Here is a 25,075-nt window from a genome sequence, read left to right on the forward strand (position 1 = left end):
GTCAGATCCCCAACTCTTGACGCTGGCGCTTCAAGTGCTCCGGCATCTCTTTGTAGACGTCTTCGAACATGGTCGCGGCGCTTGGAATCTGGCCGCCGGCGAGGGTGCCGTACTGTTCGGCTTGTTTTTGCGCCGCGATGACTTCGGCTTCAAGTTCGGCACTGACCGCCGCGTGCTCCTCTTCGGACCACTGGCCAATCTGGATCAGGTGCTGCTTGAGGCGGGCAATCGGGTCGCCCAGGGGGAAGTGGCTCCAGTCATCGGCTGGGCGGTACTTCGACGGATCATCGGAGGTCGAGTGCGGGCCGGCGCGATAAGTGACCCATTCGATCAGGGTTGGCCCCAGGTTGCGGCGCGCACGTTCGGCAGCCCAGGCGGAGGCGGCGTACACCGCGATAAAGTCGTTGCCGTCCACGCGCAGGGAGGCGATGCCACAACCGACGCCGCGTCCGGCGAAGGTGGTGGCTTCACCACCGGCAATGGCTTGGAAAGTGGAGATGGCCCATTGGTTGTTGACCACGTTGAGGATCACCGGGGCGCGGTACACGTGGGCGAAGGTGAGAGCGGTGTGGAAGTCGGATTCGGCGGTGGCGCCGTCACCGATCCAGGCCGAGGCGATTTTCGTATCGCCCTTGATCGCCGAGGCCATGCCCCAGCCCACGCCTTGTACGAATTGGGTCGCGAGGTTACCGGAGATGGTGAAGAACCCGGCGTCTTTTACCGAATACATGATCGGCAACTGACGGCCTTTGAGCGGGTCACGCTCGTTGGACAGCAGTTGGCAGATCAGGTCCACCAGCGGCACTTCGCGGGCCATCAGGATGCTTTGCTGGCGGTAGGTGGGGAAGCACATGTCGTCGATGTTCAAGGCCAGGGCCTGGGCGCTGCCGATGGCTTCTTCGCCAAGGCTTTGCATATAGAACGACATTTTTTTCTGACGCTGGGCGACCACCATGCGGTTGTCGAAGATCCGCGTCTTGAGCATGGCGCGCATGCCTTTACGCATGATCTCTACCGAGACACCTTCAGCCCATGGGCCCAGGGCCTGGCCCTGGTCGTCAAGCACACGGATCAGGCCCTTGGCCAGGTCGGCGGTGTCGGCGGGTTCTACGTCGATGGCGGGTTTGCGCACCAGGCCCGCGTCGTTCAGGCGCAGGTAGGTAAAGTCAGTCTTGCAGCCTGGGCGGCCCGAGGGTTCGGGAACGTGCAGGCGCAGCGGTTCGTACTGCTGGGTCATGGCTTTCTACGCTCTATCTTGTGAATTTCTTGTAGTGGGCGCGCTAGCTGACAGTCAGTCTCCGGGTAGGAGAAATCTTGTCCTACAACAATCATAGGCGTGGCGTAGAAGAATATTTATCTCTGTTTCATTGCGCCCGAGATCATTTGCGGATAAAAAAACTGCATAAACATAATAAACAGGTGATTTTGTCTTATGCGCAAACTGGACCGTACCGATATCGGCATTCTCAACGCCTTGCAGGAGAACGCCCGCATCACCAACGCCGACCTGGCGCGTTCGGTGAACCTGTCGCCCACGCCGTGTTTCAACCGGGTGAAGGCGATGGAGGAGTTGGGCCTGATTCGTGACCAGGTCACGTTGTTGGACGCCGACCTGCTGGGGCTGCACGTCAACGTGTTCATCCATGTGAGCCTGGAAAAGCAGAACGAGTTGGCCTTGCAGCAATTCGAAGGGGCGATTTCGGACCGGCCAGAAGTGATGGAGTGTTACCTGATGGCAGGTGATCCAGACTATTTGATCCGAGTGCTGGTGCCGACGATCCAGTCGCTGGAGCGTTTCATGATGGATTTTCTGACCAAGGTACCGGGTGTGGCGAACATCCGGTCGAGCTTTGCGTTGAAGCAAGTGCGTTATAAAACCGCATTGCCGCTACCGGCCAACGGCATCAACCTGGGCACTTGATTCAACACCCTCCAAATGTGGGAGCTGACTTGCCTGCGATAGCGGATTGCCGGCTACCAATAATATTGCCTGATACACCGCCATCGCAGGCAAGCCAGCTCCCACAGGGTTCAGCATTTCAGAGTTGGTTCAGAGGGATTTTCAGGTAGGTCACCCCGTTTTCTTCCGCCGGCGGCATATTCCCCGCCCGCACATTTACCTGGATTGCCGGCAACAATAGCGTCGGCATTCCCAGGCCAGCGTCACGTTTGGTGCGCATCTCCACGAACGTCGTCTCATCCACGCCGTCATGCACATGAATATTCGCCGCCCGTTGCTCCGCCACGGTCGTCAGGCATTTCGCCTCGCGCCCTTCAGGCGGGTAGTCATGGCACACGTACAGTTCGGTTTCCAACGGAAAGGCCAGCAGCTTGCGCATCGACGCATACAGCTGCCGCGCATCTCCACCGGGGAAGTCGCAACGGGCCGTGCCGACATCCGGCATGAACAGCGTGTCGCCCACCAGAATCAAGCGATCGTCGATCAAGTACGCCATATCTGCCGGGGTATGCCCGGGTACATGCAGCGCCTGGGCCTTCAAGTTGCCGATATGAAAGATCTCATCCGGCGCGAACAGGTGATCGAACTGCGAGCCGTCCACGCGAAATTCCGGCTCCAGGTTGAACAGGTTCTTGAATACACCCTGCACCTTGCTGATGGATTGGCCAATGGCGATCTTGCCGCCCAAGGTGCGCCGCAAGTAGGGCGCAGCGGACAGGTGATCGGCGTGAGCGTGGGTTTCCAGCAACCACTGCACCTGCAAGTCGTGCTCACGCACAAACTCGATCACCTTGTCGGCCTGGGTGGTATCGGTACGCCCGGAAGCCGGGTCGTAGTTGAGTACCGAGTCGACGATGGCGCACGGGCCGCCGTCGGTTTCATAGATGACGTAGGTGTAGGTCGACGATGCCTCGTCCAGAAAGGCTTGAATCAACGCTGGCATGGCGGCTGTCCCCAGTGGCGAAAAAAAGTGGTTACAATCAGTTTACGTTTACACATAATGTTTTGAGCTTAAGTGACACAAAGGACCCGAAGCAAATGGAATCTACTCTGAGTGAAGGCGAAGTCGCCCAGTTGCGGGCCTCGGCGTCCAAGGCGTGTTCCTTGCTCAAGGCCCTGGCCAACGAGGACCGTTTGTTGATCCTGTGCCAGTTGACCCAGGGCGAACGCAACGTCGGCGAACTGGAAACCATGACCGGCGTACGCCAGCCCACCTTGTCGCAACAGTTGGGCATCCTGCGTGACGAAGGGCTGGTCGCTACCCGTCGGGAAGGCAAATACATTTTCTACGGCCTGGCCAGCCACGAAGTGATTCAAGTGATGAAGACCTTGTCCGGTTTGTACTGCGGCGCGGTCATGAAAAGCTGGGCGTGACGCCGTACGGCAACGACCCTTGTGTGCATTGACCATAAGAAAGGCGATTGACCATGAATGACCAACACTGGGGACCGACCATCAGTGGCGATATCGTAGTCATCGGCGGCGGCTCGGCAGGCATTGGCCTGCTGGCCAGTCTGCTCAAGCGCGACCCGCAGTTGAATATCACCCTGATCGAACCGAGCGAATACCACTGTTACCAACCGGCCTGGACACTGGTCGGCGGCGGTGCCTACGACGTGAAAAAGACCCGTCGCCGTTTAGCCGATGTGCTGCCCAACGGCGTCACCTGGGTGCAGGCTGCCGTCACTGAATTACTGCCCGATGAGCAGACCCTGGTGCTCGACAGCGGCCAGCGTATGACCTGGAACAACCTGATCGTCTGTCCCGGCCTGCGCCTGGCCTGGGAGAAAATCGAGGGCCTGCAAGACACTCTCGGCCACAACGGTGTCACGTCCAACTACAGCTACGAGCACGCCACTTACACGTGGCAATTGGTGCAGCAACTCAAGGGCGGCAAGGCGATCTTCACCCAGCCGGCCATGCCGATCAAATGTGCCGGCGCGCCGCAAAAGGCCATGTACCTGTCCTGTGATCACTGGCTCAAGCAAGGCCATCTGAAAAATATCGACGTCGAATTCAACCTGGCCGGTGCCGCGTTGTTTGGCGTGGCGACCTTTGTGCCGCCGCTGATGAAATACATCGAGAAGTACCAGGCGCGGCTGGCGTTCAATTCCAACCTGATCAAGGTCGACGGCCCGGCGCGCAAAGCCTGGTTCGAAGTGAAGGACGCCGAGGGCAACGTCAAGGTCGAAGAAAAATCCTTTGATGTGCTGCACGTGGTCCCACCGCAAGTTTCCCCTGGCTTTATCCACCAAAGCGCGCTGGCCGATGCAGCCGGTTGGTGCGAGGTCAATCCCCAAAGCCTGCAACACGTGCGTTACCCGCATATCTTCGGCCTGGGCGACGTGTGCTCCACCACCAACGCCAAGACCGCCGCGGCCGTGCGCAAGCAGATCGTGGTGGTCGCCGAAAATCTGTTGGCCCTGCGCAAACAGGCGCCGCTGCCGCTCAAGTACGACGGCTATGGTTCCTGCCCGCTGACGGTAGAGAAAGGCAAGGTGGTGCTGGCCGAGTTCGGCTACGGCGGCAAGCTGCTGCCGACCTTTCCCCTCGACCCGACCCAGGCGCGGCGTTCGATGTGGTTCCTCAAGGCTACGTTACTGCCGTGGTTCTACTGGAACGGCATGCTCAAAGGTCGTGAGTGGCTGACCCGCCTGAGCAAGGTGGACTGAATGCTGCTGGCGAGTGTGTTGGGTGTGTTGATGGGCCTGGTCATGGGCCTTACCGGCGCCGGTGGCGGCATCCTTGGAGTGCCGGCGTTGGTGCTGGGGCTGGGCTTGAGCATGACCCAGGCGGCGCCGGTTTCGTTATTCGCCGTGGGTGCGGCGGCGGCGGTGGGTGCGATCGATGGTTTGCGCCATGGGCTGGTGCGTTATCGCGCCGCGCTGTTGATCGCTTTGCTCGGTGCGTTGTTCTCACCCTTGGGCGTGTTCTTTGCCCACCAGTTACCGGAAAACCTGCTGATGGGCCTGTTCAGTGCACTGATGGTGCTAGTGGCCTGGCGCATGTTGCAGCGCGAAAAGGTCGAGCCCGGGCCCAGCGACCATGGCGCCGCGTCCTGGGGCCAGAAGAACTGCATGCTCAATCAACAGACCGGACGCCTGGCCTGGACCGCCAAATGCAGCGCCACCCTGGCTGCGCTGGGAGCCGTGACCGGCGCCGTGTCGGGCCTGCTTGGCGTGGGCGGCGGCTTCCTGATCGTGCCGGCGTTCAAGCAACTGACCGATGTGCAGATGCGCGGCATCGTCGCCACCTCGTTGATGGTGATCAGCCTGATCTCGCTGATTGGTGTAGCAGGTGCGATGCATGCCGGTGTCAGCATCGAGCCCATGGGCTGGGTGTTTATCGGTGCGAGCATCGTCGGCATGTTGGCCGGCCGGCGCCTGTGCGCACAGGTTCGTGCGCGAACCTTGCAAGTCGGGTTTGCCAGCCTGTGCGTGCTGGTGGCCGCTGGCATGTTGCTGCGGGCGCTGGCCTGAAGCTGGCAGCCGCGTCGGTAACGTAACGGTGCTGAAATATTTTTCCCTGGGGCGCATACAAATGCGTTTGGGCAAGGCAAAATCGCGCCTGAATTGATGGCACGGTGCCATTTTGAGCCTCCAGGGACGATTTGCTCTATGAACCGCATTTTCAGTGTGATCTGGAATCACAGCCTTAACGCATGGGTAGTTGCCAGCGAAAACGCTAGCCGACAGGGCAAGCGCGGCACTGTCGGCGCCATTTCAGACACTGAGAATACGCAGGGTAAAGGCCGCTTGCAGCGGCTGTCGGTGGCCATCGCGTTGACGCTCGGCGGCGGGTTGCTGGCGCCCATGCCGGCCCTGGCGGTGGACTTGCCCAGCGGTGGCAAAGTGGTACTCGGCAACGGCCAGATCCTCACGCCTGACCAGCAGAAAATGATCATCAACCAGTCCTCGCAAAAGCTCGCCATTGACTGGCAGAGCTTCAACATTGGCGCGGACAAGTCAGTCACCTTCGTGCAGCCGGGCAAGGACTCGGTCGCGCTGAACCGTGTGGTCGGCAGTGACGGTTCGAAGATCATGGGCCAGTTGAATGCCAACGGTCAGGTGTTCCTGGTCAACCCCAACGGCGTGTTGTTCGGTAAAGGCGCGTCGGTGGATGTCGGCGGGTTGGTGGCCTCGACCCTGGATATCTCCAACAAGGATTTCGCGGCAGGCAACTACCAGTTCAAGGGCCAGGGCGAGGCGGGCAATGCCGCTGTGGTCAACCAGGGAACGCTCAAGGCGGGTGATGGCGGCGCCGTAGCGTTGCTCGGCGGTACGGTCAGCAACGAAGGGGTGATTGTCGCCCGGCAAGGCAGCGTCGCCTTGGCCGCAGGCAATAAAATCAGCCTGGACTTTGTGGGCGACGGCTTGCTGAATGTGCAAGTGGACGAAGCCACCAAGAATGCCTTGGTGCAGAACAAACAACTGATCCAGGCCGACGGCGGCCAAGTGGTCATGACCGCCAAGGCCGGCGACGCGCTGCTGCAAACGGTGGTCAACAACACCGGGATCATCGAGGCCCGCACCTTGGGCGAGAAGGGCGGCAAGATCGTCCTGCTCGGCGGCTTCGAAGGCGGCACCGTGCAAGTCGCCGGCACCCTGGATGCCTCGGCCCCCACGGGTAATGGTGGCTTTATCGAGACCTCCGGCGCTCATGTGAAAGTCGCCGATTCGGCACAGATCAGCACCGCCGCCTCCAAGGGCAAGACCGGCACCTGGCGGGTAGATCCGACGGATTTCACCATTGCCGCCAGCGGTGGCGACATGTCCGGCGCCACCGTCACCCGCAACCTGCAGAGCACCAACGTGCAGATCCAGAGTGACGCCGGGAGTGTGCAGGGGCTGGGCGATATCCACGTCAATGACAGCATTACGTGGAGCGCCAACACGCTGACGTTCACGGCGCAAAACACCATCAATATCAACCGCGAACTGTTCGGCTCCGGCAGCGCCAGGCTGGTCCTGCAATATGGCCAGGGTGCGCCGGCGGCGGGCAATACCGCCAAAGTGAACGTCAAGGCCCCGGTGAACCTGGCGGCCGGCCAGAATTACAGCACGAAGCAAGGGCGCGATGGCGCTCAGGTCGACTACACCGTCATCACAGACCTGGGCGCGGCCGGCAGCACCAGTGGCGCTGATTTGCAAGGGATCAACGGTGCGCTCAATGGCCACTTTGTGCTGGGCGCCAACATTGATGCCGGTGCTACCAGCGGCTGGAACGGCGGGGCAGGTTTCGATCCTCTGGGCGGTAGTGCGGCGTTCACCGGTGTCCTTGAAGGCAACGGGCACTTTATCAAGGACCTCACCCTGAACCGTCCGGGCCAGAATGGTACGGGGCTGTTCGGTGCCATCGGCAGTACCGGGCGAGTCGGCAACCTGGGGCTCAACGGTGGCAGCGTCAACGGCGGTGCGCTCACGGGGGCCTTGGCAGGTTCCAGTGCGGGCACACTGAGCAATGTCTTTTCCAGCGCGGCGGTCTCGGGTTTATCCGGCGTGGGTGGTTTGGTCGGCGAGTTGTCCGCCGGCGGCGCCATTCGCGATGCTTACGCCAGTGGCGCAGTGAACGCCAGCCAGAACCAGGCGGGTGGCTTGGTGGGGAATCTGGCCGGTGGCCTGATCGACAAGAGCTATGCCAGTGGTGCCGTCACCGCGACCCAAGGCACAGTGGGCGGGCTGGCGGGCGGCAACGCCAACGGCCGAATCACCAACAGTTTCTGGAACATCACCGGGACCGGGTTGAGCGTTGGTACACCGAACGCAGAGGCGGGCGCGACCGGGCTGACAGATGACCAGGCCCACACCCGTGCCACCTTCGCCAATGCCGGTTGGGACATGAATGGCACGTGGGTGGTCTACGACGGTATTTCCGGCCCGTACCTGCGCAACTTCATGACGCAACTGACCTATACCGCCAACAGCGCGGCTAAAACATACGATGGCCAAGCCTATGCCGGCAGCTACAACGCTTCGGCGCAAGGCGATTCACGGTTGGTCGGCAATGTGGTGGTGGGCGGCACGGGGGCCGGGGCAATAGACGCCGGCGACTATAGTCTGCAACTGAGCGGCCTGGCCTCCACCGGCGGCCAGTATGGCTATTCGATCAACTACGTCGATGGCCGGCTTTCAGTGGGCAAGGCGCCGCTGAGCCAAGTCGGTGCGGCGGTGGCCGACAAGGTGTATGACGGCACGACCACTGCGTCGGTGAACGGTGCTGTTTTCAATGGCGTGATGGCCCGGGACGTTGGCCGCTTGACCACCACCGGGCAGTTCGACAGCAAGAACGTCGGCACCCGCATCGGCGTGACGCTGGGGCTCGGCGGTGAGGCAGCGGGTAACTATTTTCTCACACCGTCCTATGTGACCGGCAGAATCACGCCAAAGGACGTGACCGTCACCCAGGTATACGCCGACAAAGTCTATGACGGCTCCCAAGGCACTTCGGTGCACTTCGCAACCTTGCAGGGCGTGGTCAACGGTGAGCAGTTGGGGTTCACTGGTAACGGCATCTTCAATGACCGTAACGTCGGTCTGATAAAACCCCTGGTTGTCCTCAACGGCACGCTGTTCAGCACCACCGGATCAGCCTCCAACTATCGCCTTGTCACGCCTGTGGGGCTGACGTCGGCGATTACCCCAAGGCTGTTGACGGTCAGTGGGATTACGGTCAATGACAAGGTGTATGACGGCAACACCACGGGTAGCGTCAACCTGAACAACGTGCGCTTCAACAACGGTGTAGCGGGCGACTCCCTTTCGGTGGCCAACGCTATTGCGCTGTTCAGCGATAAAAATGTGGGCACCGGCAAGGCCGTCGACATCAGGGGGATCACGCTGGGCGGCCTGGACGCCGGCAACTACCAGTTGAATGCCTTGCCTGTGTTCGCAAACGCCACGATCACCGCTAAAAGCCTGGCGGTCAGCGGCATCACGGCCGCCAACAAGACCTATGACGGAAACGTCACGGCCGACCTGAATACCTTGAACCCCGTCTTTGGCGGCATCGTACCGGGTGATTCGCTCTGGATAGCCGGCGCTATTGGCCGTTTCACCGACAAAAACGCGGGCAGCGATAAAACCGTGGGTATCAGCAGCATCAGCCTCGGTGGCCAGGACCGCAACAATTATATGGTGCCCGGCAATGCCACGGCCCGCGCGAATATTTCACTCAAGAGCCTGTCCTTAAGCAACATCAGCGCTTACGACAAAATCTACGACGCCAGCACCTTTGCCTACCTGAATCTGAGCAACTACCGCCTTGACGGCCTGTTAGCAGGCGACTGGGTCGAGCTGGCCGGCGCTATCGGCAGCTTCACCGACAAGAATGTCGGCGCCGGTAAAATCATCAACGTCAGTTTCAGCCTGTTGGGCAATGGTGTGAGCAACTACCTGATCAATCCCAATGTAGTGCTCAGATCGAGCATCACGCCCAAGGAAATCACCGTTAATTCTATCTCCGCTGCCAACAAGGTTTACGACGGCACGACGCTGGCAGCGTTGGACCTGGGCACTGCAACCATTCGTGACAAGGTAAGAGGCGATGACCTCTCTGTAGGCGCCGCCACCGGTCACTTCAACGACAAGAACGCCGGCGCCAAGAACGTCACCATCAGCGATCTTTCCCTCAGTGGTGCGGATGCCGGTAACTATTGGGTGAGCGGTATTGGCGGGGCCAGTGCGTTTATCACGCCCAAAGACGTGATCGTCACGGGCATCACCGCCAACAACAAGGTCTATGACTCGCGCACGAGCGCCAGCCTGAACCTGGCCAATGCGGCTTTTAACGGCCTGGTCGCCGGGGATCAGTTGGCGGCAGATTTTGCCTCTGGCCGCTTCAGCGACAAGAATGTGGGCGTCGGCAAGACCGTCGATATCAGCAACTTCAACCTGACCGGCGCCGACGCGCGCAATTATCGGGCAAGCACCGGGCCGACGACGGCAGACATCACGCCCAAGGAAGTCAACATCTGGGGCGTGCGCGCTGCGAATAAAGTCTACGATGGGACCACGGTGGCCACCTTGAACCTTACGCGCGCAGGGGTCTATGGCGTGGAGCGGAACGATTACGTCTTTTTGACGGGGGCGACCGGCTATTTCCTTGACAAGAATGCCGAATGGTTCAAGCCTGTGGGCGCTCGTGACTTTACCCTCGGCGGCCAGGATGCGAGCAATTATACAGTCGGCGACATGATCACCCGGGTATCGGCCAATATCACACCCAAGTTTGTGACCGTCAGCGGTATCACCGCTGATAACAAGGTGTACGACACCACCTACAACACCACGCTGAACCTGGCCAATGCGCACATCAACGGCCTGGTCGAAGGTGATCATCTGGCGGTGGATTCCGCCTACGGCCGCTTCGCCAACCAGGAGGCTGGCACCGGTAAAGGTGTTCAGATCTACGAGATCAACCTGGCCGGCAGCGATTTGCGTAACTATACGGTCCATCCTTACGCCCACACGACAGCCGACATTACCAAGGCGGCGTTGACCGTCAGTGTCAACGACGCGAGCAAACTGCAAGGCCAGCCCAACCCGGTGTTCGGGGTGACCTACAAAGGTTTCCTGGGCGAGGACAGTGCCGAATGGGATTTGAACGGCCACCTGGCCTTCAGTACTGCGGCCACCGGCAGTTCCGCTGCCGGGGTGTACCGCGTCAGTGCGGCCGGCCAGTCAGCTACCAACTACGACATTGCCTACATCGATGGCCAATTGACGGTGGCCCCGCAGGTGCCCGTTCAACCGCCATTGCCGCAGCAGGTCCCTTTGGCAGAAGTCATCAGCACGGTGCGCCCGCTGCATAACCTGCCTGCGCCGGTGCTGCCGATCGCCCCGCCAGGGCCACGTCGCTCCAATGACCTCTACACCCTTATCGACCAAGGCCTGCGCCTGCCAGAAGGACTCTGATTCATGCGTTTGTGTTTAAACCCGATCACCCTTGCCTTAATGACCGTCGTGGCAGGGGCAGCCCATGGCGCCGAACGCGCCCCGGATGCCGGGCAGTCGATTCGAGAGATCCAGAACCAGCCTTTGACCCTGCCACCCCGGCAGACCCTGGAATTGAACCTGCCTGCGGCGCCAGACACTCGCGTTCAAGCCAGTGGGCCGACCCTGCAGGTCAATGCGTTCAAGCTGACCGGCAACACCGCCATTGGCAGCGACGAATTGCTGCCCCTGTTGGCCGACCTGCAAAACCGGACCGTCAGCCTCGGTGAGATCCAGGCGGGCGTAGCGCGGATCACCCAGCTGTATCGCCAGAAAGGCTACCCCTTGGCGCGTGCGTATTTGCCTGCGCAGGAAATTGACGGTGGGGTGGTCAGCGTCGCTGTGCTGGAAGGCCAGTATGGCCAGATCAAACTCAACAACCACTCCCGTGTGCGTGACTTCGCCCTGCGAGCGCCGCTCTCGGCGTTGGAACCTGGCGAAGCCGTGCGCGCCGCGCCGCTGGAGCGCAGTTTGCTTGAGCTGCAACAAACGCCGGGCGTGGCTATCCAGTCGACCTTGCAACCGGGGACGACGGTAGGCGCCACCGACCTGGTGGTCGACGTGAACTCTGCACCGCTGCTCTCCGGCCAGGTCGACCTGGACAACTACGGCAACCGCTTCACCGGCGAGTACCGCCTGGGCGGCACACTGAACCTGGCCAGCCCTTTGGGCATCGGCGACCAGGCGAGTGTGCGGGTGATGGGCAGCGATGAAGACCAGCACTACTATCGCGCCGCGTATCAGTTGCCGATCGGCCCCTGGTCGACGCAAGTGGGTGTGGCCTATTCGGACATGGACTACCAGTTGGCCAAGGACTTCAATGACCTCGACGCCAAGGGCAATGCGCGCATCGCCAGTGTGTTCGTGCAGCAGCCACTGATTCGCAGCCGCCAGTTCAGCCTGAATGCGCAATTGCAGTACGACCACAAACACCTGCGCGACGACATTGACCTGTACGACTCACAGAGTAAAAAGCAGTCGCGGGTCGTGACCGCGAGCCTCGACGGCAACCTGCGCGACACACTGTTGGGCGGCGGCGTCACTGCCTTCTCCCTGGCCTGGAGCGAGGGCAGCCTCAACCTGGATGAGGCGTTCGACAAGTTCTTCGACGGCCTCACCGCCAAAACCGCCGGGCGCTTCCAGAAGATCAACCCGAGCGTGGTTCGCCTGCAGCGCCTGAGTGACCGTTTCAGCCTGTATGGGCAAGTGCAGGGCCAGTGGGCGAACGGCAACCTGGACTCTTCCGAGAAAATCAGCCTGGGCGGTGCAACTGGGGTACGCGCCTACCCTCAGGGCGAGGCGTCCGGCGACCAGGGTTATGTGGCCAACCTTGAGCTGCGTTATGCCCTGACTGAACAGTGGAACCTGCTGACCTTTGTCGATCACGGCGCGGTGCGGCTGAACAAGGACACTTGGGCGAGCGGTGAGAACCACCGCAGCTTGTCGGCCACCGGTGTCGGCGCCAACTGGAGCCTTTCCGGCTGGCGGCTGAGCACCGTGGCGGCCTGGCGCCTGGGCAATGCCGATCCGCAGAGCGATGTGGCACGTACGCCACGGGTATGGGCGCAGGTCAGCAAGGCGTTCTGACCTTCAGTCAGGCCGGATGACCCTCGGAAACTGGCAAGATGAACTCCCCTCAGGTTTACTACTCCCTGAGTCACGGACCCACCGGCGCAAAGCGCCGGTCATCAAGGCCATCGAATGGACAAATACACCCCCCACACCTGGCAGCCCCACGAGCGACCGAGCTTGCCCGGCTCACCGTCGACGCCGCTGCATTCCACGCCCAGGCGCTGGCTGTTTGCGCTGGTCGGTGTGCTGGTGGCCATCACCGGGGGCCTGGGTAACGCGCTGGTGATCGCCAACCTGCAATACCTGCAAGGCGCACTCGGTGCGACCACCGCGGAAATGGCCTGGCTGCCTGCCGCCTATGTGATGACCAACGTGTGCATGAACCTGCTGCTGGTGAAGTTTCGCCAGCAGTTTGGCTTGCGCGCGTTTACCGAAGTGTTCCTGGTGCTGTATGCGCTGGTGACCTTCGGCCATTTATTCGTCAACGACCTCAGCTCGGCGATTGCAGTGAGGGCGGCCCACGGCATGGTGGGGGCCGCACTGAGTTCGCTGGGCTTGTACTACATGATCCAGGCGTTCCCGGCCAAATGGCGCTTGAAAGCGCTGGTGCTGGGGTTGGGCACGGCGCAACTCGCCTTGCCTCTGGCGCGGCTGTTCTCCGAGGACTTGCTGCAAATCGCCGAATGGCGCGGCCTGTACCTGTTCGAACTGGGCATGGCGCTGATCTGCCTGGGTTGCGTGTTCCTGCTCAAGTTGCCGCCGGGCGATCGCTTCAAGACCTTCGAAAAACTCGACTTCCTGACCTTCGCCATCCTCGCCACCGGCGTCGCCCTGCTGTGCGCGGTGCTGTCCCTGGGACGGATCGATTGGTGGCTGGAAGCACCGTGGGTCGGCATTGCCTCGGCCTGTTCGCTGGTGTTGATCATGGCGGGGCTGGCCATTGAGCATAACCGCGCCAACCCAATGCTGATGACCCGCTGGCTGGGCAGTGGTGTGATGATCCGCCTGGCGCTCGCGGTGGTCCTGATTCGCATGGTGCTGTCCGAGCAGTCCACCGGCGCGGTGGGGTTCATGCAGATGTTGAACATGAGCTACCAACAGATGCACACGCTCTACGTGGTGATGCTGGCCGGTGCGATCGCCGGGCTGGTGGTCAGCGCGTTGACCATCAACCCGGCGCACTTGCTGATGCCGTTGGTGATCTCCCTGGCGCTGATGGCCACGGGTTCCGTGATGGACAGTTTCTCCAGCAACCTGACCCGACCGCAAAACCTGTATATCAGCCAGTTCCTGTTGGGCTTTGGTGGCACCTTCTTCCTGGGACCGACCATGGTACTGGGCACCAAGAATGTGCTGACCAACCCACGCAACCTGGTGAGTTTTTCGGTGATGTTCGGTATTTGCCAGAACCTCGGCGGCCTGATCGGCGCGGCGTTGCTCGGTACCTTCCAGATCGTGCGCGAGAAGTACCATTCGAGCATGATCGTCGAGCACCTGACGTTGCTTGACCCGCGTGTGGCCGCGCGGGTACAGAGCGGCGGTTCGGCCTATGGCGGTATCGTCGCCGACCCGGAACTGCGCAACCTCATGGGCATTCGCAGCCTCGCCACGGCGGCGACCCGGGAAGCGAACGTAATGGCTTACAACGATGTCTTCATGCTGATCGCGATCATCGCGATGCTGACCATGATCTGGATCTTTATCCGCAGCCTATGGCTGTTAAGCACCACCAAAGCAGCCACTCCCGTTCAACCCAGCGGCGTATCTTCATGACTGAACCTTCAACGACCACCACCACTGCCATCGCCGCCACACCCGAAGGCAGCACGCCGCCCGGCGCCGTGCCCACCGAGCTGCGGCCGTTGCGGGTGCGGATTATTTCTTCCCTGGGCTTTGCCGCGATTGCCATCGTCGGCGTGCTGATCGTGCTGTATGCCTGGCAATTGCCGCCGTTCAGCAGCGCCGTGGAAACCACCGAGAATGCCTTGGTGCGCGGCCAAGTGACGATTATCGGCCCGCAACTGAGCGGCTATGTGTTTGAAGTGCCGGTGCAGGACTTTCAGTATGTGAAGACCGGCGACTTGTTGGTGCGCCTGGATGACCGCATCTACAAGCAGCGCCTCGACCAGGCGCTGGCGCAATTGGCCGTGCAGAAGGCCTCGTTGGCCAATGTGGTGCAGCAGCGCAACAGCGCCGAAGCCACCATCAAGCTGCGCCAGGCTGCGTTGGCGGACAGCGAGGCACAGTCGCGCAAGAGCACCGCGGACCTGCGTCGCAATGAAGAATTGATCAGCGACGGCTCGGTGTCCAAGCGCGAGCTGGACGTGACCCGTGCGGCGAATGCGCAGACGATTGCCTCGGTGGCCCAGGCCCAGGCCAGCCTGGAAATCGCCCGGCAGGATTTGCAAACGGTGATCGTCAATCGCGGTTCACTGGAAGCCGCCGTGGCGAGTGCCGAGGCGGCGGTGGAATTGGCGCGGATCGACCTGTCCAATACCCGCATTACCGCACCGCGTGACGGCCAGTTGGGGCAGATTGGCGTGCGCCTCGGCGCCTACGTCAATTCCGGCGCACAGCTGATGGCCCTGGTACCGCCGCAGTTGTGGGTGATCGCCAACATGAAAGAAACCCAGATGGACAATGTGCAGGTCGGCCAGCCGGTGACCTTCACCGTGGATGCGCTGAACCACCGCAAGTTTCACGGCACGGTGCAGCATATTTCCCCGGCGACCGGTTCCGAGTTCAGTTTGTTGCAGTCCGATAACGCCACCGGCAACTTCGTGAAGATCGCCCAGCGCGTGCCGGTGCGGATTACGGTAGACCCGGATCAGGCCGAAAGTGAGCGGTTGCGGCCAGGGTTGTCGGTGGTGGTGAGTATCGACACGGCAGGGCGCCTGAAAAACAGTCCGCCCTGATACACAAAGGACCAAAACTTGGGAGGGGGCTTGCCCCCCGATTGCAATAGGTCAGCCACTAATCATGTCACTGACCCACCGCTATCGGGGGCAAGCCCCCTCCCACATTTGTGGTGTATTTCAAGCTGAATTCGAGGTGGGTCGACTGGCCTTGTTCCAGTCGCTTCAAGCCTGGACGCCCAGGTAGATGGTGGGCATTCACCGGATGGCTCACCGGCTCAATGCAAAAGAACGCCAGCCCCGGTGGGCAATACAGCAGGAAGTAATCGGCGCCGGTGGCCTGGCATTCCAAGGCATACCCCAACTCCGGCTGCTCGATCAGACAGCGCCCGTCCCACTGGCAAAACCCATTATCCACCAAGCCTTCCGGCAATGCCTTGAGCTGCTGGAAATCCCAATCCACCGGAACCGGTGCCAGTCCGGTAGGCAGTTTGGACGCATCACTCATCCACACCTGCGATGCCTTGGCCTGTAACCGCGTTCCCGGCCTACGCGGCAAATAGGGATGCAAGCCCAACCCATGCCACGCTGCGTGTTCAGCCAGATGCGTCACGCTCAAGCCGATGCTCAGCTCGCCACCGTATAAGCGAAACCGCTGCTCGGCACGATAGGCAAACGGCGTGTCGCATTCCATCGCCAGCACCACTTCATCTGCCGTGTGGCTGATCACTTGCCACGCCTGTTGCCAGGCCGAGCCGTGAATCGGCAGTGGATCGGTGAGGCTGTTCGGCGTCAGTGCCAGCCAACCATCGGGGTTATCAAAGCCGCCTTGGGCAATCCGGTTTGACCAGGGCGCCAATGGAAAACATCCCAGCTTGCCTGGCAAACTGCTGCTCACCGCGTGCTCATCACTGTGACGCAACAACGGTTGCCCGGTGGCGCGCACATGCCAATTGACGATACTGCCACCTGTAGCCGGGGCCAGGGTGAGGTGGGTCAGGTGGTCTTCCAGTTCGATCAGCATGGTCATGCACCTAGAGTGCGAAGGTGGGTTCGGGCAACCCCTGGACACCGGGGTCGAGGGCGAATACACCGCCGGCCAGGGACTGCTCGCTCTGGTCATCACGGATCGACGTGACGAACAACGTGTCCAGGCGACTGCCGCCGAAAGCGCACATGGTGGGTTTCTTCACCGGCACGCTGAGGGAGCGGTCGAGGCGACCTTCTGGTGTGAAGCGGTGGACCAAACCTGCATCGTTGGCGCAGATCCAATAGCAACCGTCGGCGTCGACCGCCGCGCCGTCGGGACGGCCGGGATGCTGGTGCATATCCACAAATACGCGGCGATTGGACGGTGTACCGGTTTCGATGTCGTAGTCGAACCCCCAGATCTGTTGCACCAACGGGTGCGAGTCCGAAGCGTACATCGTGCGGCCATCGGGGCTGAAGGCCAGGCCGTTCAGGGTGATAAAACCACTCAGCAGAGCTTGGGGCGTCTTACCTGCGATGAAGCGGTACAGGCTGCCCTCGGCCGCATTCAAACCCATGTTCAGCACCATGCTGCCAGCCCAGAAACGGCCCTGGCGATCACAGCGTCCGTCGTTCAAGCGCATGTCCGCACGCGGGTGTTCGACGGTTGCCAAACGTGTGGTATCGAGGCTGCCGTCGTTGTGTGGGGTGAGTTGGAAAAAGCCGGTTTCCATGCCGGCGATCCAGTTGCCGGCATCGGTACGCGCCATGCAGGCGAGCATTTGCGGGGCTTTCCAGGCTGCGATATGCCCGGTAGTGGCGCTCCAACGTTGCAGGCCGCCGTTGGGAATGTCCACCCAGTACAGGGCATTTTCCTCGGGCACCCACACCGGGCATTCACCTACGGCATTGCGGGCATCGACGATCAATTGAGCGGTCATGGGTCAGTCACCGAACGGCCCGGCCGCGCAGAATGCACCGCCTTGGTAGACCTTGGCCGGATCGTTGTCAGCCACGGGGGGCTGGGTTTCGACTTGGGCGCGGAACACTTCGGAGCTGTCCTTGGGCACAAAACCCAAGTGCGCGGCGTAGCGGTTATCCCACCAGGTATCGAGGTTGTCCGACATGCCGTAGACCACGGTGTGGCCGACGTTGGGTGTGTACAACGCACGCTCCAGCAGTTGCGTGAGGTCGTCGAAACTCAGCCAGGTGTGCATCATCCGCCGGTTCTGCGGCTCGGGGAACGAGGAGCCGATACGGATGCTCACGGTCTCGATGCCGTAACGGTCAAAGTAAAAACTGGCCATGTCTTCGCCGTAGGATTTGGACAGACCATAGTAGCTGTCCGGGCGGCGAGGGGAGTGGGCGTCGAGGGTCTCGCCTTGTTTGTGGAAGCCGATCACATGGTTGGAGCTGGCGAAGATCACGCGTTTCACGCCATGGCGGCGGGCGGCTTCGTAGATATGGAAAATTCCGCAGATGTTGGCGCCCAGTACTTCTTCGAAGGAACGCTCTACCGACACGCCGCCGAAGTGCAGGATGGCGTCCACACCTTCCACCAACTGGTGCACGGCTTGTTTGTCGGCGAGGTCGCAAGGATGCACCTCTTCGGAGGTATCGGTGGCCGGAGCCATATTGGCGATGTCCGACAGGCGCATTACGCGGGCATAAGGGCGCAGGCGTTCACGCAGGACTTTGCCCAGGCCGCCGGCGGCGCCGGTGAGGAGCAGGCGATCAAAGGGGGCAGGCGTTGTGTTGGTCATGGGCGTTCCATTGTTGTTGTAGGTTGTCGTATGACTTAGCGAAGTATCGTTATGGATTCCCTGGATTGTCAACGTCCTTGTAGGCAGGCGAGACCAAACCTGTGGGAGGGGGTTTGCTCCCGATAGCGGTCTATCAGTAATGCATCCGGTGACTGACGCACCGTTATCGGGAGCAAGCCCCCTCCCACAAAGGATTTTTTGCGGTTGGGAACGCGATGCTACAACAGTGAAATCGGGTAGCTGATGAATATCCGGTTCTCATCGAACGCGTTATTGCTGAAATCCCGCCGCATCGTTGCGTTGCGCCAGCGCAGATTCAGATCCTTCAGTGCGCCGCTCTGCACGGTGTAGGCCAGTTCCGATTCGCGTCCCCATTCCTTGCCGTCGGTGATCGTTCCGGTGTGCACGTTATTGCCGCTGATGTAGCGGTTCATCATGGTCAAGCCGGGAATGCCGAGTACCACGAAGTTGAAGTCATGCCGCACCTGCCAGGACTTTTCCTTGGCATTGTCGTAGCTGGCGTTATAGCTGTCGTTGGCCAGGGTGCCGCCGCTGGTGCCGTTGACCTTCATCCAGGCACTGTCGCCGGTGAGCTTCTGCAGACCCACGTAGAAGGTGTTGCCGAAGTAGCGGGCCGAGAGCAGGGCGTAAGCGGTCTTGTTGTCGAGGTTGCCGGCCAAGGCGCGGCCATTTTCCTTGCCGTTGAAAAAACCGAGGTTGGCACCCAGGGTCCAGTCGCCGACCGGCTGGCTGTGGGTCAGGTTGAAAAATTGTTGCTGGTAGATATCGCTGAGTTCGGCGTACCACACACCGACTCGGGTGCGCTTGTCATTGAAGGTGTATTCGCCGCCGCCGAAGTTGAAGCGGTTCGAGGTGAACGCGGCTTTGCCGTTCATGAACATGTCTTCCATGCTCGAGTCGTTGCGCGGGCTGTTGCCGAGAAACTGCCCGCCGTAGAGGGTCAGCCCGGCGATTTCATTCGACGTGACCTGGCCGCCGCGAAAAGTCTGGGGCAGCGAACGACCATCGTCGGAGCGCAGGATTGGCAGCACCGGCATCCATTCGCCGACCTTCAGTTCGGTCTTCGACAGTCTGGTTTTCAACGCCACGCCCAGACGGCCGAAGTTGTCAGCGGGGCGCCCATCACTGTCGAGCGGCAGCAGTTGGGTGCCACCCGTACCTTTGCCGCCATCGAGCTTTTGCGAATACAGGCCGAGCACATCAAGCCCGAAACCCACGGTGCCCTGGGTGAAGCCGGATTTGGCATCGAGGATGAAGTTCTGCGTCCACTCCTGGGCCTTGGCCTGGGGAAACGTAGGGTCGGTGAAATTACGGTTGAAGTAGGCGTTGCGTAGATTGAGCGTGGCCTTGGCGTCGTCGAGAAAACCGTCGGCCTGGGCACTGAAGGGAAGCGTGAACGCCAGGCTACCGAGACCGAGAAAACCAAGACGCGAGGAATTGCGGGCGAGTGAACTCACAGTGAAGCTCCATTTTTTTGTTGTTTTTATTATTTGTTATACGTTGTCGTACAACATTGATGGAGATATTTGCGAGGTTTCTGGGGCTTGTCAACTAGAAGTTATACGATGACTTGATCGATATCGATCAAAAGTGTGGGAGGGCTTGCTTCCACATTTGAGTGCATTCCAACGTGAGGTCTTAGTTGGCAATGACCATCGGCGGGAGCGTGCCAAGCAGCGAAACGGCTGCCACCGCCGCCACGCCCAGCAACCATTCCAGCATCACACTGGCCTTTAAGCTGCCCAGGCGTTCTTCGCAGCGGTCGATACGCAAGCGGTTCAGGAGTGCCAGTGCCAACATGCCCAGCACCAACAGCACCTTGATCAACAGAATCAGCGCGAACCCACTGAACAACGGCGTAGGCCACAGCTGCCCGGTCAGCACGCGCACATTGATCAAGCCCGTGACCAGCAGACCGGCGACCAGACCATAACCCACCCCGCTGAAGCGTTTGAGAATCGCTGCCAGCGCATAGCGTTGCGGCTGCTTGAGGATCAGCACCAACAGCAACAACCCACCGAGCCAGGCGCCGACGCACATCAGGTGCACCACTTGGTTGAGGATCAGCAGTTGCCCGCTCAGGCCATTGAGCATGGCGCCATGGCCCACCGGTGCCAACGTCGCGAGCAGCAGCGCGAGGATCGGCAGGCGCATGGCCGGCCAGGGTCTACTCAGCACGACCACCAGCACAAGGTTCAGCAACAGGTGCCAGACCCACACCTGGCCAAAGAAGGTTTTACCCAGCACCAGTTGCACAGTGTCCGGTTGCAGCGCCGCGTCCCAGCTACCGGCCATGTTGGCGGTGATCAACAGCAACCAGTCCACGCCGGAGCACAACCCCAGCCAGGCGAGTACGCGGGTGAGGCGCAGCAGTTGCCGGTCGAGTGCCGGGTGCAGTTCAGTGCCCAACAGCCAGGGCCTGAAGGCACAGGCTCCGAACATCAACAGCACGACGATGAAATGCACAAAACGGCACAGGACCAGCAGCGTCGCCATGGGTTATTGGCCGACCTTGAAGCTGTATTCACCGTTGCTCTTGTGGGTATCGACCGACACCGCGTTCCACACCACTTTGTAGTTGCCGGCGGCAAGCGGTGCGGCGGGCGTGACCACCAATGTCTTCTTGTCGGCGTCGGGGGTTTCCAGGCCCTTGATCGCGACTTCGGTGCCGTCCTTGCTCAGGGAGACTTTGGTGAAGGTGGCTTCGACGCCCTCGCTGAAGGTCAGACGCAGGTCGGCGGGTGCCGCGACTGTGCTGTCGGCCGCAGGCGTCGAGCTTTTCAGGTGGGCGTGGGCGAACGCGGTAGAGGCGCCTAGCAGGGAAGCGAGCAGGGCGACGGTGGTCAGGGCTTTCTTGATCAACATTGTTCAATACCTTCAGGTTAGGAAGTCGGTAGAGCCATGTGCAGCAAGGGAAAGGGTTTGCCTTCGCCATCCAGCGGCGAGCGCGCGACCTGGATGAAACCATAGTGCAGGTAGAACCCCACGGCCTGTGGGTTTTGTTCGTTGACGTCCACCGTCAGGGTGTCATGGCGGGCGCGGGCATGGTCGAGCAATTGCCGACCGATACCCTGGCCACGACGGTCGGGGTCGATAAACAGCATTTCCACATTGTGCCCACCGGTGCCGATGAAACCGGCGATACCGTTTGGGTCTTCATACACCCACACATCCAGGGCCGGCATGGGCAGGTAAGTGTCGCGCACCAGCGGCAGCAAACGCTGGATATCATCCTCGGGGAGGAAGTCATGGGTGGCACGCACCGAGCGCTCCCACAGTGCGCCCAGCACTGCGTCGTCGGTGGCCACACGCGGTCTAATCGTCATGATCATGATCCTTCATAGGGACCGCGATGCTAACCAATCCGTTTTCCAGGGGAAAGCTTCGCGTCAGAAGTTTCATTGTGGCGTGTCGCCGCGGTCTAGAGCCGATGGTAGTCTTGGGGCCATGTTGTTGTCAGGGAGCCCTTATGGGCAATCACAAGATCGGAATTCGTCGGGTCAACGTCGAGAAAATCCTGCTGGCGGCGGAAAAAGTCTTCGCCGTGAAAGGCTATGGCAGCACCGCCATGGCCGATATCGCCGAAGAAGTGCAGCTGCCGCGTTCCAACCTGCATTACTACTTCACCACCAAGAGCGAGCTTTACAGCGCCGTACTCTTCGACCTGCTGGAGGTATGGAAGCAGGACGCCCTGAGCTTCGAAACCTTCGATGACCCGCGCGTGGTACTCAGCAGTTACATCCGCGCCAAGATGCAGCGCTCGCGGACGCGGCCCTATGGGTCGAAGGTCTGGGCCAACGAAATCATCCACGGCGCGCCGACCTTGGGTCAGGCGCTGGATGAAAGCCTGTACGACTGGGCCAAGATGAAGGAAGCGAAAATTCGCCAGTGGGTGGAAGATAAACGCATCCTGCCGGTGGAGCCGTCGAGTCTGCTGTACATGATCTGGGCGTCGACCCAGCACTATGCGGACTTTGATCACCAAGTGACGATTCTGAATGATCACCAGCCGTTGTCGGACATGCAGTTCGAGAAAGCGATCCAGACGGTGACCAGTGTGATTTTGCGGGGGATTGGGTTGGAGCCTTGAACTTTGTGGTAAGGCTGATGGCCTCATCGGGGGCAAGCCCCCTCCCACAGTTGACCGCATTTCACCTGAAGGAATACGGTCGAATGTGGGAGGGAGCTTGCCCCCGATAGCGATCTAAAGAATTACACAGCCTCCCTGTAGGGATTACGCGGGTCCTGCGTCCAATTCAAAAACGGCTTGCCCGTGTCCATCGGCACCATCTCGATACAGTCCGCCACCGGGCAGGTGATCTGGCACAGGTTGCAGCCCACACACTCATCATCGATCACCTCGTATTTATGCGTGCCATCCGCCTGTTTCAGACTCGCGATGGCTTGGTGCGATGTGTCCTCGCAAGCAATATGGCAGCGCCCGCAGCCAATACACGCCGCCTGATCAATCTTCGCGATCACCTGGTAGTTGATATCCAGGTACTTCCAGTCCGTGGTATTGCCCACCGCACGTCCGGAGAAGTCCTGCAGGCTCGTGTAGCCCTGACTGTCCATCCAACGTGACAGTCCATCCTTCATCTCTTCCACGATCCGAAACCCATGCAGCATCGCCGCCGTGCACACCTGCACCGCGCCGCAACCCAGGGCGACGAATTCCGCCGCATCGCGCCAGTTGCCGATGCCACCGATGCCGCAGATCGGCAGGCCTTGGGTTTGCGGGTCACGGGCGATTTCCGCGACCATGTTCAGGGCAATCGGCTTCACCGCTGAGCCGCAATAACCGCCGTGGGTACTTTGGCTACCGACCATCGGCAGGGCGACCATGCGTTCCAGGTCCACACTGGTGATGGAGTTGATGGTGTTGATCAGCGACACCGCATCCGCGCCACCGCGATAGGCGGCCCGCGCCGCCACACGGATGTCGGTGATGTTCGGCGTGAGCTTGACGATCACCGGCAGCGAGCAGTACGTCTTGCACCAGCGTGTCACTTGCTCCACATACTCCGGTACCTGTCCCACTGCGGCACCCATGCCGCGCTCGGGCATACCGTGGGGGCAGCCGAAGTTCAGTTCGATACCGTCGCAGCCGGTGGCCTCCACCCGGGGCAGGATGTTTTTCCAGGACTCCTCGACACAAGGCACCATCAGCGACACGATCAGCGCGCGGTCGGGCCAATCTTTTTTCACCTGGGTGATTTCCCGCAGGTTGATCTCCAGGGAGCGGTCGGTGATCAGCTCGATGTTGTTGATGCCCAACACTTCACGGTTGGCACCGTAGTGGGCCGAGTAGCGAGACGACACATTGACCGCTGCCGGGTCTTCGCCCAGGGTTTTCCACACCACGCCGCCCCAGCCGGCTTCGAAGGCGCGGACCACGTTGTAGGCTTTGTCGGTGGGCGGCGCAGAGGCCAGCCAGAACGGGTTCGGGGCTTTGATACCGGCGAACACAATCGAGAGATCGGCCATTACGCAGCCTCCACATTCAGCATGAGTTGGGCATGCATGGCCTCTGCGGCCAGCTTGCCGTGTTGCACGGCCTGCACGGTGAGGTCCTGGCCGAGGCTGACGCAATCACCGCCGGCATAGATGCCTGGAATGCTGGTACGCAGGTGTTCGTCGACGAAAATTCGCTCGCCGACGCGGCGCAGTTGCTGGGCCAGCGGGTCGTGCAGCGCCTCGCTGTCAAAACTTTGTCCGATGGCCTTGAAGATCGCATCGGCGGCCAGTTCGAAGGTTTCACCGGTGGGGTGCAGGCGGCCGTTTTCCATGCGCGTGCGCAGGAAGCGCATGCCGCGTACGTGGCCCTGATCATCGAGCAGCACTGTTTCGGGTTGAGCCCAGGTCAGCAGGCGGACCTGATTGGCTTTGGCAATATCCTGTTCGTGCTGAGTGGCGCCCAAGTCCGCCAGGCCACGGCGGTACACGAGGTTCACATCGCGAGCGCCGAGGCGGGCCATTTGCACGGCCATGTCGATGGCCGTGTTGCCGGCGCCGAGCACGATGCAGCGGTCGGCCAGGGGCAGTTGGGTGAGGTCGTCAGCCTGGCGCAGTTCGCGGATGTAGTCGGTGGCGGCAAGCAGGCCGGGGGCATCTTCGTGGGGCAGGCCGAGTTGTTTGCTGGCGGCCAGGCCGAGGCCGAGGAACACCGAATCGAATTGCTGGTGCAGTTCGCTCAAGGTCAGGTTGCCACCCAGGCGCTGGCCGTGGCGAATTTCAATGCCGCCGATTTGCAGCAGGAACTCCAACTCCTTCTGCGCGAAGTCATCCACCAGCTTGTACTTGGCGATCCCGTACTCATTCAGGCCGCCGGCCTTTTCCTGCGCTTCGAAAATCACCACGTCATGGCCGTGCAACGCGGCGCGATGAGCACAGGCCAAACCCGCAGGCCCGGCACCGATGACGGCGATGCGTTTGCCGGTGGACGCCGCGCGCTGGAACGGGTGCTCGCTGAAGTGCGCGTTGTCGATGGCGTAGCGTTGCAACAGGCCAATCAACACCGGGGCGCATTCCTCGGCGTTGTTACGCACGCAGGCTTGCTGGCACAGGATCTCGGTGGGGCAAACCCGGGCGCAGCTGCCGCCGAGGATGTTGGCCGAGAGGATTTTCTGAGCGGCACCCTGTACGTTTTCGGTGTGGATATTGCGGATGAACGACGGGATATCGATCTCGCTGGGACACGCGTTCACGCATGGCGCGTCGTAGCAATACAGGCAGCGTGAAGCTTCCAGTTGGGCCTGGCGGGCGTTGAGGGGCGGTGCCAGGTCGGTGAAGTGGCTGGCTAACGTTGCCCCATCTTCATGCGGGTGGGGGAGGTGGGTCAGGGTCTGGATCACGGTTTTGGCCTCACGGTTATTTGAGGTGCTGCCTCTGATGGGCATTGGTTTTTGTGTTGCCTGTGCTGGCCCCTTCGCAGGCAAGCCAGCT

General features: G+C 60.9%; 20 protein-coding genes. 9 read left to right on the forward strand and 11 right to left on the reverse strand.

The window, feature by feature from the left end:
* Nucleotide 1 precedes the first annotated feature (1 nt).
* A complete protein-coding gene (locus tag AC07V4_RS06080; RefSeq protein ID WP_492635576.1) occupies nt 2-1,237 on the reverse strand; it encodes a 3-methyl-2-oxobutanoate dehydrogenase (2-methylpropanoyl-transferring) subunit alpha in 1,236 nt (411 codons plus the stop codon).
* 195 nt (nt 1,238-1,432) lie between these two features.
* Between AC07V4_RS06080 and bkdR the strand changes: the two genes are divergently transcribed.
* Nucleotides 1,433-1,921, forward strand: coding sequence for a Bkd operon transcriptional regulator BkdR (gene bkdR / locus AC07V4_RS06085; RefSeq protein ID WP_078743488.1), 489 nt, complete (start codon nt 1,433-1,435; stop codon nt 1,919-1,921).
* Nucleotides 1,922-2,039: 118 nt separating this feature from the next.
* Here bkdR and AC07V4_RS06090 read toward each other — a convergent pair whose 3' ends face one another.
* The gene (locus AC07V4_RS06090) at nt 2,040-2,903 is read right to left on the reverse strand and encodes an MBL fold metallo-hydrolase (protein WP_492635575.1); all 864 of its coding nucleotides are present in this window, start codon (nt 2,901-2,903) and stop codon (nt 2,040-2,042) included.
* 95 nt (nt 2,904-2,998) lie between these two features.
* On the opposite strand from AC07V4_RS06090, the gene AC07V4_RS06095 reads away from it, so the two are divergent.
* The 7 genes from AC07V4_RS06095 (at nt 2,999) to AC07V4_RS06125 (ending at nt 15,437) form a co-directional block, all read left to right on the forward strand.
* Nucleotides 2,999-3,334, forward strand: coding sequence for an ArsR/SmtB family transcription factor (locus tag AC07V4_RS06095; protein ID WP_053256978.1), 336 nt, complete (start codon nt 2,999-3,001; stop codon nt 3,332-3,334).
* Nucleotides 3,335-3,387: 53 nt separating this feature from the next.
* Nucleotides 3,388-4,632 carry an NAD(P)/FAD-dependent oxidoreductase gene (locus tag AC07V4_RS06100; RefSeq protein ID WP_492635574.1) on the forward strand — a complete coding sequence of 415 codons (1,245 nt, stop codon included), beginning with the start codon at nt 3,388-3,390 and terminating at the stop codon, nt 4,630-4,632.
* Entirely contained in the window at nt 4,633-5,439 is an 807-nt protein-coding gene (locus AC07V4_RS06105) for a sulfite exporter TauE/SafE family protein (RefSeq protein ID WP_492635573.1), read from the forward strand.
* Between the two features lie 138 nt (nt 5,440-5,577).
* On the forward strand, nt 5,578-10,872 hold the full coding sequence (locus AC07V4_RS06110) for a YDG domain-containing protein (RefSeq protein ID WP_492635572.1): 5,295 nt from the start codon (nt 5,578-5,580) through the stop codon (nt 10,870-10,872).
* Between the two features lie 3 nt (nt 10,873-10,875).
* A complete protein-coding gene (locus AC07V4_RS06115; protein ID WP_492635571.1) occupies nt 10,876-12,537 on the forward strand; it encodes a ShlB/FhaC/HecB family hemolysin secretion/activation protein in 1,662 nt (553 codons plus the stop codon).
* A 114-nt stretch (nt 12,538-12,651) separates the two neighbouring features.
* Nucleotides 12,652-14,295: an MFS transporter gene (locus AC07V4_RS06120; protein ID WP_492635570.1), complete on the forward strand. Its 1,644-nt coding sequence runs from the start codon at nt 12,652-12,654 to the stop codon at nt 14,293-14,295.
* A complete protein-coding gene (locus AC07V4_RS06125) occupies nt 14,292-15,437 on the forward strand; it encodes an HlyD family secretion protein (protein WP_431752414.1) in 1,146 nt (381 codons plus the stop codon). Before AC07V4_RS06120 ends, AC07V4_RS06125 begins: the two co-directional genes overlap by 4 nt.
* Nucleotides 15,438-15,504: 67 nt before the next feature.
* Here the strand turns inward: AC07V4_RS06125 and AC07V4_RS06130 are convergent, their stop codons facing one another.
* The 7 genes from AC07V4_RS06130 to AC07V4_RS06160 all read right to left on the reverse strand — a co-directional run bounded on the left by AC07V4_RS06130 (nt 15,505) and on the right by AC07V4_RS06160 (nt 21,456).
* Nucleotides 15,505-16,401 carry an aldose 1-epimerase gene (locus tag AC07V4_RS06130; protein WP_492635569.1) on the reverse strand — a complete coding sequence of 299 codons (897 nt, stop codon included), beginning with the start codon at nt 16,399-16,401 and terminating at the stop codon, nt 15,505-15,507.
* Between the two features lie 10 nt (nt 16,402-16,411).
* Complete coding sequence (locus tag AC07V4_RS06135; RefSeq protein ID WP_492635568.1) at nt 16,412-17,287, reverse strand: SMP-30/gluconolactonase/LRE family protein; 876 nt, start codon at nt 17,285-17,287, stop codon at nt 16,412-16,414.
* A gap of 3 nt (nt 17,288-17,290) precedes the next feature.
* Entirely contained in the window at nt 17,291-18,109 is an 819-nt protein-coding gene (locus AC07V4_RS06140; protein WP_492635567.1) for an NAD-dependent epimerase/dehydratase family protein, read from the reverse strand.
* A 218-nt stretch (nt 18,110-18,327) separates the two neighbouring features.
* Nucleotides 18,328-19,587 carry an OprD family porin gene (locus AC07V4_RS06145; RefSeq protein WP_492635566.1) on the reverse strand — a complete coding sequence of 420 codons (1,260 nt, stop codon included), beginning with the start codon at nt 19,585-19,587 and terminating at the stop codon, nt 18,328-18,330.
* Between the two features lie 181 nt (nt 19,588-19,768).
* The gene (gene copD / locus AC07V4_RS06150; RefSeq protein ID WP_492635565.1) at nt 19,769-20,626 is read right to left on the reverse strand and encodes a copper homeostasis membrane protein CopD; all 858 of its coding nucleotides are present in this window, start codon (nt 20,624-20,626) and stop codon (nt 19,769-19,771) included.
* A 3-nt stretch (nt 20,627-20,629) separates the two neighbouring features.
* On the reverse strand, nt 20,630-20,995 hold the full coding sequence (gene copC / locus AC07V4_RS06155) for a copper homeostasis periplasmic binding protein CopC (protein WP_431751270.1): 366 nt from the start codon (nt 20,993-20,995) through the stop codon (nt 20,630-20,632).
* Between the two features lie 17 nt (nt 20,996-21,012).
* Entirely contained in the window at nt 21,013-21,456 is a 444-nt protein-coding gene (locus AC07V4_RS06160; protein WP_492635564.1) for a GNAT family N-acetyltransferase, read from the reverse strand.
* 143 nt (nt 21,457-21,599) lie between these two features.
* Here AC07V4_RS06160 and AC07V4_RS06165 point away from each other — a divergent pair, with 143 nt between their 5' ends.
* Complete coding sequence (locus AC07V4_RS06165; RefSeq protein WP_431751272.1) at nt 21,600-22,220, forward strand: TetR/AcrR family transcriptional regulator; 621 nt, start codon at nt 21,600-21,602, stop codon at nt 22,218-22,220.
* Between the two features lie 122 nt (nt 22,221-22,342).
* On the opposite strand, the gene preA is transcribed toward AC07V4_RS06165, so the two are convergent.
* Together preA and AC07V4_RS06175 are read right to left on the reverse strand one after the other, a co-directional pair.
* A complete protein-coding gene (gene preA, locus AC07V4_RS06170) occupies nt 22,343-23,617 on the reverse strand; it encodes an NAD-dependent dihydropyrimidine dehydrogenase subunit PreA (RefSeq protein ID WP_492635563.1) in 1,275 nt (424 codons plus the stop codon).
* Nucleotides 23,617-24,984 carry an NAD(P)-dependent oxidoreductase gene (locus tag AC07V4_RS06175; RefSeq protein WP_492635562.1) on the reverse strand — a complete coding sequence of 456 codons (1,368 nt, stop codon included), beginning with the start codon at nt 24,982-24,984 and terminating at the stop codon, nt 23,617-23,619. The genes preA and AC07V4_RS06175 overlap by 1 nt, the downstream gene beginning before the upstream one ends.
* Nucleotides 24,985-25,075: the final 91 nt, after the last annotated feature.

This window comes from Pseudomonas sp. GW821-FHT03A09 (assembly GCF_059421065.1).